The sequence below is a fragment of the Ruegeria sp. C8 genome, assembly GCF_056537565.1.
Genome location: NZ_JBQFRV010000024.1, coordinates 47,927 through 59,964 on the forward strand (window position 1 = coordinate 47,927; position 12,038 = coordinate 59,964).

Consider the following 12,038-nt stretch of genomic DNA (forward strand, 5'->3'; position numbering starts at 1 on the left):
TTTTTCTGAATTGCCATGCCGCTGTCCCGATTGCCTTCCTTGCTAAGTTTGCGCGCCTTTGAGGCCGCGGCGCGGCGCGGCTCGATCAAGGAAGCGGCCTATGAGCTCTCGGTGACGCCGGGTGCGGTTAGCCAGCAGATCAAGGCGCTGGAGGCCGACCTTGGGGTGGCTTTGTTCGTGCGAAAGACCCGTGCGATTCATCTGACACCGGAAGGGCAGCGCTTGCAGCCAACGATCAGCGAAGCGTTCTTGCAGATCCGTCAGGTCGTCGATGAGGTCCGACCCAAGAAGACGCCCAAACTGCGCATCAGTTCCAGCAATGCGTTAATCAGCAAGTGGCTTTTGCCAAGGCTGCACAAGTTCACCAAGGACCACCCCGACGTTCAGGTCCACATTGAGTCTGAAAACCCTTCGGACCACAAAACCCACGCGACCGCCGATATCGAAATTCGATACACCAGCGAACCGCCAGAGGACCGTTATACGGAGTTGCTTCACCGGGAGTTGATGCTGGTGGTCGCCAGCCCAGGTGTGCTCGACGCGTTCGACATAAAGTCCCCTGTCGACATCAAGGCCGCGCATGTTCTGTACGATACAACGCCGATGCTGGACGGGTCGGTTCCCAGTTGGGTTCTTTGGAGCCAACACGCCGGGCTTCCGAATGCGGTTGATCCTTCGAAAGCCATGCGGTTCGAAAGACCTCCGGGTGGCCAGATTGTGGACGCTGCGATCGCAGGCGCGGGTGTCGCGCTCTGCGGGTCGCTGCTGGTCTATTCCGCGCTTTCGGACGGTCGGCTTGTTTGCCCGTTCGGCCCGGTGGTGGAAACCGGGTTCAGCTATTTCATATGTTGCCACCCGGGCCGGGAACTTGAAGAGCATATTCATGAGTTCATGTCCTGGGCGCGCAAAGAAGCCGCCGTGTTGTCTACGTTGAATGCAATGCGTGAACCTTCACCCGGGGCCGACATTCCCGTTGAAGTGGGAGGCTAAAGCCGTCAGTTCAGAGTTTCGCAGCTCGTGTCCGCCTTCATGGACGTCCGAAGTGACCTCGGCACCATGATCAGAGAGCCAACTGATAAAGCGTTCCGTCATTGGCCATGGCGTGATTGGATCGCGTCGTCCGGCGGTCACCAGAACCTTCCGCCCCACCAGCTGAGGATGCGCGTTCGGCTCCCACGTGACCATCGGATGCAAAAGGCCAACCCGCTCGAACAGGTCCGGGCGTTTGAGAAAGACCGCCGCCAGGATGTTTGCTCCGTTCGAATAGCCGAAGCCATAGACCGGATGACCGGGATGCGATGCGCGATGGGCTTCGATGAAGGCAATCATCTTGTCCGTCGCACGGGCAAGGTCTTCCATGTCGTATACGCCCTCGGCAGTGCGGCGGAAGAACCGCGCGGCCCCCATCTCAGAGACATCGCCACGTGGTGATACTATCCCGGCGCCAGCGACAAGATTGCCGGCCAGTTCAACAAGCTGATGCTCATCCCCTCCGGTGCCATGAAAGGCAAAGACAAGCGGACGGGCGGGTTGTGGCGCATGCACAAGCGCTTGATAGAGATCTTTGGACATTTCAACCTCTGAAATCATGATGCAAGTGGGGGCAGGAGACTTTCGATCTTGCTGCGATGTGGCTCGTAGCGGGTAGGCAACTTAAGCGCCTCACCCAGATGGGCCGTGTCTTCATCGCGGTCAAAACCGGGCTCGTTCGTAGCGATTTCAAACAGCACACCACCCGGCGTGCGGAAATAGATCGCCCAGAAATAGTCTCGGTCGATAACCGGCGTGACCTGATAGCCTGTATCCAGCAAAGCCTGCCGAACACGCAGTTGCGCGGCGCGGTCCTCGACGGCAAAAGCGATATGATGAACGGACCCAGCGCCCTGACCAGCGGTCGGGGTGTCTGACGGTAGCTGCTGCAGATCAATCGTATCCGCAGCGTTGCCCCCTTCGATCACATAGCGAGTGACGTCACCTTCCGTTTCGGCTTTCTGGTATCCCATGAAGGTCAGCAGTTCACCCGTCGCATCAACATCCTTCAGAGAGAACCGAGCGCCCCGGAACCCAAGAATCGCGGCCTCATCAGGAACACCGCCCTGAGTCCAAGCTGTCCGGCCTCGCGCATCAGACTCGACCAATGCAAGGCTATCGCCGTCGGGGCCGTCAAAAGACAGACGCTTTTCTCCGAAGACCGTGCCATCGGCCAGCCCAATCACGCCCTCAGATGCAAGACGTTGTTTCCAGAATTCGACACCGCCTGTAGGAATGGCAAACTCGGTCACACCTACCTCACCGGCCCCTCTGCGTCCCTTTGGCATCTGACCAAAAGGAAAATAGGTCATGACCGAGCCCGGTGTTCCAACCTCGTCCCCGTAATAGAGGTGATACACCTCAGGCGCATCGAAATTGACCGTCTTTTTCACTCGGCGCATGCCAAGGGTGTTGGTGAAGAAAGCGTTGTTGGTGCTGGCATCTGCAGCCATCGAAGTGACGTGGTGCAGCCCTTTGATATCTTTGATCATGTTCCGCTCCTGGGCGAGTGTTCAACTTGCATCAAAGATGGCGCATCAATTATTAAAGTGAATAGACAACTATGTGGCTTTATTATTGTCGAAAACGGAATTATTAAACTGAGATGATTGAGCTTAAGCCCATCCGCGTTCTGCGCGCCGTATCAGACCTGAAAAGCTTTTCTTTGGCCGCGCGCGAACTGGGCATCGCGCCGGCATCGGCCACACGCATAATAGCGCAGCTTGAGAGAGACCTTGGCACACAGCTTCTGGTGCGCACGACTAGGCAAGTTTCACTAACCAGCGTTGGAGCAACTGTCCTTGCGCAGTACAGACCGCTATTGGAGGGGTTTGAAAAGGTCACACGAAATCTTCAACGGGCCAATCAACCTGACAAGGGCCATCTGCGTCTAACCGCGCCTGTATCACTAGGCGTCACGTTGCTGCCGCAAGTGATCTCGGGGTTTCGTCTCGCCTATCCGAATATTTCAGTCGAGATCAACTTCACCGATACACTGCTCGATGTGATCGAGGAAAACTGCGACCTCGCTGTACGTGTGTCAGGTCCGCCGACCGACAAATCGACAATTTGGCGCAAACTCTGCGAAGTTCCGCGGCATATGATTGCTGCGCCATCTCTGTTTGAACACATACCCCGGCCTGATCATCCGCGCGATCTGAATCCAGACTTTCTGATGTCTTACAGCGCGCAAGGCCGCTCGGAAACTTGGGATTTCTCGCATGCAGGTAGCAACGTTTCAGTTCAAGCAGGCGGAAATATAATCTCCAACAATGGAGACTTTCTCTACGCTCTTGCGGTCGCAGGAGAGGGCATATGTGTTCTGCCGGATTTCATTACTGACAAGGGATTGGCTAGCGGGCAAGTCGTCCAGGTGATGCCAAACTGGTCTATCACGTCTTTATGGTTAACGCTGTACTACCCCCCATACGAACAACTCCCACCGATCGTCGGAACATTTGCCGAGTACTTTGAAAAATTTGTGCAAGACCACCCGAACCTGGAAACACAAGTTTAAAGCCATTTGGGCTGCAAATCGGCGCTGGTCCTCCGTAGGGTAAGTCAGATTGAACGACACTGTTTACGGGAGCATGAAATGGGGGGGTGCTTATGGCCGTATATGCCGCCATCCATGACAGGCGTCATTTCCAAGTTCACCGCGTAAACGTCGACATACTGTGTCGACACCTCACCGCCTGCTTCAGACAAAGGGTAAACCTTGATTTTTTTTGGTCAGCGCCAAGACTTTCGCAAGGTTTTCTTCGGTGGCGCCGCCGGAAAGGATCGGACGAAGCACGACAAAGCTGAAGTTTGTGTCCTGTTCATAGACCAGAGCGTTCGGAAGCAGTGGAACGGTGTATCCCGGCGGCACCAGCATGTTCTTTGCTCCTGCGTCGCGGTCCCGACCGTTGGAACCGACGTCGTCCAGAGGGCGTTGCCATGTATCCAAAATTGTGCCGAAGATTCCAATACCCTCTTCGGACGCAGGCATTTCAATAACGATCGTGCCGTCTTTTATGGTCCAATAGCTGTGGAAGTAGGGCGTTATGTTGTTAGGTACTGCCGACTGGAAACGCCAATCCTGGACTTTTGAATTATACCCAATGTCATTGGGACCGCCCCCTGCATTGGCAAGTGCATCACGATAAAGCTTGAAATTCATCAGTGGCCTTGCCCAAACGGCTGGGTCGACAGCTCGATGATAGGTCATCCGCTCGGCAGTGGTGGCATTTGCTAAATCGAACTCACTTGATTGGGCGGTTGTCGATGCAGCTAGGCCGAGCGCAAGTGCCTTTGCAATTGCGATATACTTCAAGCGCATCATGGAGGAGATCTTTCCAAAAGTATCCAAATCTGATGAAGCCCGTTCCCTTTTTTGGTCTATCGAATAAGGGCTGCAGAAACTAATTTGCTATACTCGCAATGCAGTATAGTCGGATCATTGGAGTGATCGCCATTTTCTACCGCGAGGCGCACCTAGCATAACTGTTGCCAGCACTTAAACATGCAAAAATAAACATAAGTCTAGATTTGATGGGTCCTCCTATGCTCTCCTCAAGCGCTATAGGAGTAGGGGACGATAAGATGAAACGACTGCGCAGAGTTGGACTGGTCTGGTTATTGTTTTGGTGCGTTGCGATGTCGTCGAATGGGTTTCCTGTTGTCGCTCAAGTCACTGAACCAGAGCAGGAAGTTGTTGTGCTGGAAAACAACAACTTGTTGGAAGAGGTGGTTGAAAAAACAATCCCTGCAGATGACTTGGAAATCCTACTCGTCCCGTTAACGGCTGAAGAGTTATCTGACGTCGCAGGTAGTTGGCAGGGTTACGTGCGATCGCAACTCGAAGACGTCGCACAAATCAACCTGCAGCTTCGGTCAGCAAACGGAGAGCAAGAGGCCAGCTTACGGTCCCAATTGTCTTCCTTAAGTGCATCTGGATCAGATTTTCTGAACAACTACCGACTGGTGCTTGAAGCCTGGACTTTGAAGGGAGCAAAGGCGGAAGAACTAGAGCCTCACACCGACTATATTCTTGCCTTGAAAGCTGGCGCTCTTAAGACAACCGATCTTCAAACACTTTTTCAGAACGCCTGGGCTTGGCTGTTTTCTTGGGATGGCGGCGTTGGCGTACTGATGGCTGCCCTGGGCGTTTTGTTCGCTGTCTGGGCCATGATGTTTGTCGCAAGAATGATGCGACGGATCACCGAACGCGGTCTGGGCAAAATTCCAACGATTTCCAGGATGCTGAAGCGCTTCATAGCCACAACGGTTTACTGGGTTGTTTTTGTGCTTGGCATACTCATCGTATTGGCTCTCTTCGGAGTGAATGTCACGCCGCTGTTTGCGGTGCTTGGCGGTTTGTCTTTTATTCTCGGTTTCGCTTTGCAGGAAACTCTGGGCAATCTTGCAAGCGGTCTGATGATCATGGTTCTCAAGCCGTTCGATACCGGCGACTATATTCAGGTCGGGGGCTCATCAGGTTTTGTGGACGAGATGTCCGTTGTTTCGACCAAGATCAGAACGTTCGATAACCAGATCATCGTGGTGCCAAACAGCAAGATTTGGGGGGATGTGATCACCAACGTGAGCGCATCTGAAGAACGTCGGGTCGATCTGGTCTTTGGGATTGCCTATTCGGACAACGCAGCCCAAGCAATTGACGTTCTGAAAGATTTGGTCGCCCAACATGCGCTGTGTCTGAAGACGCCGGAGCCAGAAGTCTTTGTTGGCGAGTTGGGAGACAACTCGGTCAATATCTTTTGCCGACCGTGGTCCAAATCAGACGACTATTGGACAGTCTATTGGGACCTAACGGGCCAGGCAAAAGAGCGGTTTGACGAAGAAGGTATTTCGATCCCTTTCCCACAACGGGATGTTCACTTTATACCTGTGGAAGGAGCAAACTCATGAGAGCTTTTTCAGTTTGGTTCGTATCATTTCTTCTCTTGTGCAATGTCGCGTTTGCCCAGTCCGAGGATGCACTCGTTACACCCGGAGAAAGAGACGATCCCGAGTTCATTGCTCCTGTCGTAATCGACGGCGCGGAGTTGTTCGTGGTTCGAGGATCGAGCGCGTTGCCTGCCATTGAAAGGGCGGCAAAAATTGAGGAACGAATTGCTCAGGTCGCAGATGCGTCTCAACGAAACACGGTCCAGATGCAGATTTCGGATGCCGAGTTCGGAAAATTAATCCGCGCGGATGGACAAATGGTTACGATCACCACGCAAGCGGATGCTGAACACGAACAAATGGCAATTGAGGTTCTTGCGGGGCTTCAATCCGAAGCGATCGAGGCGGCAATCCTCCAATACCGAGAAGGTCGGTCCAATGAGGGCAGAGTGGGCAGTGCCATGGCGGCATTTGCTTGGACGGTAATCTTTGCTTTGGCTTCGTATGGGTTTTTTGCAAAACGTAAAAAGCTATTGAAATACATCCGAAAAATCTTGGAGAAGAGGGCAGAAGGCGTCGAGGAAGCCACCAAGTCCATTTTAAGGAGCAGGGCTATCGCCTCGATCATCGTCTATTCAATTCACATCTTGATGTGGGTCCTTTTTCTGTTCTTCTTCTACTACTATCTTTCTCTGGTCCTGCTTTCTTTCGCCGAAACACAGGGTATTGCTCAAATCCTTTTGAAGTACGTCAGTGAGCCGCTCATCAGCGTTGTCTTGGCAATCATGAGCTACATTCCAAACCTGATCATGCTCGCCATCATTGCCGCTGTTACAAGAATGGCCATTCGTGGCATCGATCTATTCTTTGAAAACCTCGAGAATGGTGCTTTCAAGATCAAGGACTTTGAAGACCATTGGATTGCACCTACGAAAATGCTGGTCAGGGCATTGATCATCGTGATCGCGCTCGTATTCGCTTACCCTTACATTCCAGGGTCTGATTCACGAGCTTTTCAGGGTCTGACCATTCTCGCAGGTATCATGGTTTCGCTCGGGTCAAACACTGTTGTTTCAAATATGATGGCGGGCCTGTTTGTTATCTATAGACGCAGTACAAACATTGGCGATCGCATTCAGGTTGGCGACAAGATAGGAGACGTCACCGAAATTAAGCTGATGGAAACACTCATCAAGTCGATAAAAAACGAGATGATTAGTATTCCAAACTCGCAATTGTTAAATTCCGAGGTTGTGAATTACTCACGCAAAGTGGATGGGCGAGGACTGCTGGTTCACACCTCAGTCGGGATCGGATACGAGGAGCCTCCGAAGAAAATCAAAGCTATGCTTGTGGAGGCAGCTCTTCGAACTCAAGGCTTGAAAAAGTCGCCGGAGCCCTTTGTCCTTTGGACGCAACTGGCTGACTACGCGATCAATTATGAGATCAATGCTTATACGTCGCGTGGATCGAGCTTACCCAAAATCTTGTCCGATCTTCGCGAGAACATAGTCGAAGTGTTCAATGAAAATGGAACGCAGATCATGACACCGTCCTACATAGCAGATCCGCCTGAACCCAAAGTTTCGACAGAAGAATGGAACGGCAGGCTTGCTCATGAAGTTGAATAGGGTCGTTAGCCAAACGGCGATACGCGATTCATAATAAATTCTAAAACTGCTATGTAATTATGTGTTAGTTGCTAAGGTAGTCCAATGAACGCGCTTACCAGAATCACCAGAGGGATACGAACCGCCTTTAAGGATGGCAGAGTGAAAGGCCTTTTGGCCTTCACGGTCGGAATGATTTTATGGGCCTCGGTCTTTTACCACTTTGTAGAAGGTTGGAGTTGGCTCGACTCAATCTACTTTTCTGTCGTTACAATTTCGACCGTAGGGTTTGGTGATTTTTCACCTGAAACCGCAGTGGGGAAAATCTTCACAATGTTTTACATCATTGTAGGGCTGGGCGTTTTTGTGACTGCTGCGACCACCGTGGCTGATACGATCTTATCCCAAGACGACAAGAAAACAGACGAATAAACTGCACCTGGTTTCGTCCAATCGAGTTTGTGCGCAGGCATGAGATTGTCTGCGCATTTCAAACCGTGTTGCGGATTCACTTTTGTCTTCAAATCGATAGGTCATCACCCCAATCTCAAAAAAATATACATATAACGTTTTTTGAGTATAATACTCAGAAAACAAACCCAGGGGGATGGAATGGAAAAAACTCAGGACGCGAAGATTGTCGATCTAGCGATACGACTGCTGTTTCTCGGACTATTTCTCTATAGCGCATTGGTCATGGTGGCCCCGCTCGCAAGCGTGGTCATCTGGGCAACCATCCTTTGCGTGGCGCTCTATCCGGTGTTTGATTGGATGCAATCCAAATTGGGAGGGCGAAAGAAGCTTGCAGCGACGATCTTGGTTTTGTTGGGCCTTGTTCTGACCCTCGGGCCAGTCGCAACTGCGGTTTCCGGTGCTGCAGAACTAGGGTCCGAATTTGCGGAACAAGCCGACAAAGGCGAAATAAAAATTCCCCCAGCGCCAGAAGGTATCAAGGAACTTCCGGTAGTCGGCGGGAAAATTGCTGATGTCTGGGGCATGTTCGAGCGGAATCTGGACGGTGCGCTTGCAAAGTATGGCACCCAAATTCTTGAGATCACCAAGTCCCTTTTTGGAAAGGTGTTGGGGATCGGAATTGGTCTTCTTGGACTCGCCCTGTCGGTATTGATAATGGGTGCTCTGTTCAGTCCCGGGCCAAGTATGGTTCAAGGCCTTCAGCGCTTTGCCAACCGTGTATTTGCACCGCGTGGTGGTGAATTCGTTACTTTGGCTGGCGCAACAATCCGAAATGTGACGAAGGGTGTAATTGGCGTTGCCGCCATTCAGGCCGTCGTCGTTTGGATACTGCTGGTTTTGTTTGGGATTGGCTCGGCTGCTACGTTGGCGTTTGTCTGCCTGATCCTCTCGATCATCCAGATTGGACCCGGTTTGGTGCTTATACCAGTGATCATCTATGCATGGAGTTCTATGTCCGGAGGTGCAGCTTTGATTTTCACCATACTGGCCATTCCCGTGACCATAATGGACAGCTTCCTACGCCCCGTCTTTATCTCGAAAGGCCTTGAAACGCCGATGCTTGTAATCCTCATTGGGGTTCTGGGAGGCATGATGGCCTACGGCTTGATCGGCATTTTCATGGGACCCGTATTGTTTGCGGTCTTCTATGAGTTGTTCAAAGTTTGGATTGACGCACCACCGGTTAGCGAAGACGCCGCTGAAGGAGCTGCAGAATGAGGAAGACGATCTGGTCGACATTAGCCGTCATTCTCATTTTTCTCGTCTGGTATCTGGTCGCTGACAGAAAGACACCGTTCACAGGAAATGCCAGAGTAAAGGCCGTGGCGACCCAGATCGTTCCGCAGGTCACTGGGACGGTGACCGAGGTTCTTGTTCAAAACGGTCAGGTGGTCTCGGCAGGGGATGTTTTAGTTCGCATTGATGCCAGACCGTACGAAATCGATCGTGACAAAGCCCAAGCCGATCTCGAGGCAGCCACTCAGGAGGTGGGCGCCTCGTCAGCCGAAGTAAGCGCTGCGCAGGCGAAATTGGCGAGGGCGCAGAGTGATCTCGATACCATGCGCCTTCAGACAGAGCGTGTATTTGCGCTCGAAAAGAAAGGACTGATTGCTGTCTCAAAGGCTGATGATGCGCGAGGGCAGCTGGCGGAATCTGAAGCAAACTTTGAGAACGCGCAGGCGGATCTGGAAAAAGCAAAGCAGAGGCTCGGTGACGACGGTGTTGAAAACCCGAAGATCCAGCGCGCGTTGGCGGCCTTGGCGGATGCAGAACTGAACCTTGAATGGACTGAACTGCGTGCTCCGGCGACAGGTGTCATCTCAAACTTGCTGATAGCCCCCGGTACTTATGCCCGATCCGGGCAGGATCTATTGACGTTTCTGGATGCAACGGACGTCTGGATCGAAGCGTATTTTACCGAGAACAACCTGGGAAGAGCGTCGATAGGGTCTCCGGTTGATGTGGTGTTGGATATGCATCCCGGTAAGATTGTTCCGGGCGTCATTGAGAGCTTCAGTGCCGCTGTGTCTTTGAGTGGTGGTGACGAACCCGGGCAATTGGCAAGCGCACCAAGTACCAAGGGGTTCTTGCGAGAGCCTGAAAGGTTCCCGGTCAGGATCGTCTTACCCGGTTATGAAGCTGGAAGTGCTGAAGATGACCTTCGCTTTCAGCTGAACGGGCAGGCCGATGTGATTATGTATCTAAGTGACAACTCGTTGCTGAACCTCGTCGGCCGTACCTATATCCGCGTGGTTTCAATTCTGTCCTATGCGTACTGAGGACCAGCGCTCTGTCGCCCGGCTTGCGCTGGGTGTGACCGGTGTCTTTTCGTTGGGCTTGTTTCTTGGTTGGCCACTCGCAGTCGTCGGGGCGGTATTCACTGCACTGTTTCTGCAAGCGCCTGCCGCATTGCCTTTGGCGGCATTTGGCAAGCTGTTTGTCTTCTCAATTGGATTGATGTTCATTTCGTTCCTGCTGTCGTCAATCTTCTCACCATATCCTGTTGTGTTTCTCATCCTCGTGGCGATTGGAATAATCCTGTCTTTCGTTTGGTCGGTTTCTGGTGCCGGAGTATTGCCGGGTGTCATCGCTCTTATGGGGGCGTTGATGATCCCGAACTTGGTTCTGCAATCGCAGGATTTGGCCTTGGTGCTCGTGTACTGGATACCGCTGAATTTGTTTTTTGCAGGCTTTGTTTCAACGCTGATGTTTGTGCTAATTCCCGCTGAACCTCCCACGGCCGCTCAGAAGAAAGCAGCAACGTCGTCAGACTTTGACCCGCATCGCCGCATCGTCAGGATGTCACTGGTCACAGTTCCGTTTGCTATGGCGTTCTTTGTTTCAGGTGCATCTGCACTACTAGTTCTGTTTTTTGTCGCGCTGCTGAGCCAGCAACTCGCGGCGATGCCTGCGGCGGGCAAAACCGTAGCAAAAGCAATGCTGACGGCAAACCTTCTTGGGGCAGCAGTCTCTATCATTTGCTACGAAGTAAACGTAATAGCCCCGGTCATTCTCACCTCTATTCTGCTGTGTTTTTTCTTTTGTCTGACCCTCGGAGCACTTGGAAAATCACAAGCCCCGCTCGCCGCCGCCGCTGGCTCTGCAATTACGACCGCTTTGATCGTCTACGGTGGATCAATTGCGCCTTTTTCCGACGAAGCTGACGTAAAGAGTATTACGCGAGTTCTGCAAGTCGCCAGCGCTGCGATCTTCGTAATTGTTGCCTATGTCGTGGTTGACGAATTCTGGCCTGAAAAGAAACGACAGCCTGCATCAGAAGCCTAAGGTGGAACCGTTAGACAATTCACTCCACAGAAGGTTTGAAAGTTTTGCTGTTCTAAGTCGCGTATCATGACACAGAATGCACACTTCAAGGATGCATCCAAAATCGGGAAGTTTACTTTCCGCTTTTTACGAATTGCCACCGGACCGCTTCGCGTGCTGGCTACTCTGGACCTGAAAGTTGCCGTTCGTTCAAGATGCAGCCAGAGTTCTAAGCGAGCCCTTAGAAGACGGTCATTTTTTGACCGCAGGCATCCAATTTCGCCAGTCTCGAACGAATGATATCTATAGGGAGCGTCATCATGAAGCGGTTTTCGCGAACATTCCTACTGTTGCTTTCTCTTCTAATTGGCACTGTCGCCTCAGCTCAGGACAAGCCCAATATAGTCTTTATTTTTCTCGATAACTTTGGGTGGGGTGAGCCAGGGTTCAATGGTGGAGGAATAATTCGCGGCACCGCCACTCCGGAAATGGATGCTCTGGCCGCTGAGGGCTTAAGGCTTACGAACTTCAACGTGGAAAGCCAATGCACGCCGTCCCGCGCGGCGACCATGACGGGACGGTATGGCATTCGGAGCGGAAACCATACAGTCCCACTGGGAGGCGGCGTTTACGGACTGACCCAGTGGGAAATCACAATGGCCGAGATGCTCAAGGAAGCAGGATACAACACGGCCATGTACGGAAAATGGCACCTTGGATGGACCGAAGGGCGCTATCCAACGAATCAAGGATTCGACGAGTTTTACGGTG

12 protein-coding genes are annotated in these 12,038 nt (G+C 52.2%); 9 read left to right on the forward strand and 3 right to left on the reverse strand.

The genetic code is table 11. The annotated features are described in order from the left end of the window. Positions 1-15: 15 nt before the first annotated feature. The gene (locus ACR0KL_RS21410) at positions 16-990 is read left to right on the forward strand and encodes a LysR family transcriptional regulator (RefSeq protein ID WP_170680872.1); all 975 of its coding nucleotides are present in this window, start codon (positions 16-18) and stop codon (positions 988-990) included. On the opposite strand, the gene ACR0KL_RS21415 is transcribed toward ACR0KL_RS21410, so the two are convergent. After that, entirely contained in the window at positions 952-1,572 is a 621-nt protein-coding gene (locus tag ACR0KL_RS21415; protein WP_480777482.1) for an alpha/beta hydrolase, read from the reverse strand. The genes ACR0KL_RS21410 and ACR0KL_RS21415 overlap by 39 nt on opposite strands. A 14-nt stretch (positions 1,573-1,586) precedes the next feature. Next, positions 1,587-2,522, reverse strand: coding sequence for a VOC family protein (locus ACR0KL_RS21420; RefSeq protein ID WP_170680868.1), 936 nt, complete (start codon positions 2,520-2,522; stop codon positions 1,587-1,589). A gap of 113 nt (positions 2,523-2,635) precedes the next feature. On the opposite strand from ACR0KL_RS21420, the gene ACR0KL_RS21425 reads away from it, so the two are divergent. Beyond that, positions 2,636-3,547 (forward strand): LysR family transcriptional regulator, encoded by a 912-nt coding sequence (locus ACR0KL_RS21425; protein ID WP_170680866.1) that lies wholly within the window; start codon positions 2,636-2,638, stop codon positions 3,545-3,547. A gap of 183 nt (positions 3,548-3,730) precedes the next feature. Here the strand turns inward: ACR0KL_RS21425 and ACR0KL_RS21430 are convergent, their stop codons facing one another. Then, the gene (locus tag ACR0KL_RS21430) at positions 3,731-4,354 is read right to left on the reverse strand and encodes a DUF1254 domain-containing protein (RefSeq protein ID WP_480777483.1); all 624 of its coding nucleotides are present in this window, start codon (positions 4,352-4,354) and stop codon (positions 3,731-3,733) included. A 260-nt stretch (positions 4,355-4,614) separates the two neighbouring features. Between ACR0KL_RS21430 and ACR0KL_RS21435 the strand changes: the two genes are divergently transcribed. The 7 genes from ACR0KL_RS21435 to ACR0KL_RS21465 all read left to right on the forward strand — a co-directional run. Then, positions 4,615-5,940, forward strand: coding sequence for a mechanosensitive ion channel family protein (locus ACR0KL_RS21435; RefSeq protein ID WP_480555581.1), 1,326 nt, complete (start codon positions 4,615-4,617; stop codon positions 5,938-5,940). Further along, positions 5,937-7,550: a mechanosensitive ion channel family protein gene (locus ACR0KL_RS21440; RefSeq protein ID WP_480777484.1), complete on the forward strand. Its 1,614-nt coding sequence runs from the start codon at positions 5,937-5,939 to the stop codon at positions 7,548-7,550. Before ACR0KL_RS21435 ends, ACR0KL_RS21440 begins: the two co-directional genes overlap by 4 nt. A 141-nt stretch (positions 7,551-7,691) precedes the next feature. Next, the gene (locus ACR0KL_RS21445) at positions 7,692-7,961 is read left to right on the forward strand and encodes a potassium channel family protein (protein WP_475220604.1); all 270 of its coding nucleotides are present in this window, start codon (positions 7,692-7,694) and stop codon (positions 7,959-7,961) included. Positions 7,962-8,141: 180 nt separating this feature from the next. Then, entirely contained in the window at positions 8,142-9,221 is a 1,080-nt protein-coding gene (locus ACR0KL_RS21450) for an AI-2E family transporter (protein ID WP_480777485.1), read from the forward strand. Continuing rightward, positions 9,218-10,282: an HlyD family secretion protein gene (locus ACR0KL_RS21455; RefSeq protein WP_170485306.1), complete on the forward strand. Its 1,065-nt coding sequence runs from the start codon at positions 9,218-9,220 to the stop codon at positions 10,280-10,282. The genes ACR0KL_RS21450 and ACR0KL_RS21455 overlap by 4 nt, the downstream gene beginning before the upstream one ends. Beyond that, complete coding sequence (locus ACR0KL_RS21460) at positions 10,272-11,288, forward strand: DUF2955 domain-containing protein (RefSeq protein ID WP_170473361.1); 1,017 nt, start codon at positions 10,272-10,274, stop codon at positions 11,286-11,288. Before ACR0KL_RS21455 ends, ACR0KL_RS21460 begins: the two co-directional genes overlap by 11 nt. A gap of 299 nt (positions 11,289-11,587) precedes the next feature. Then, a partial coding sequence (locus ACR0KL_RS21465; RefSeq protein ID WP_480777486.1) for a sulfatase-like hydrolase/transferase occupies positions 11,588-12,038 on the forward strand: 451 nt, incomplete at its 3' end.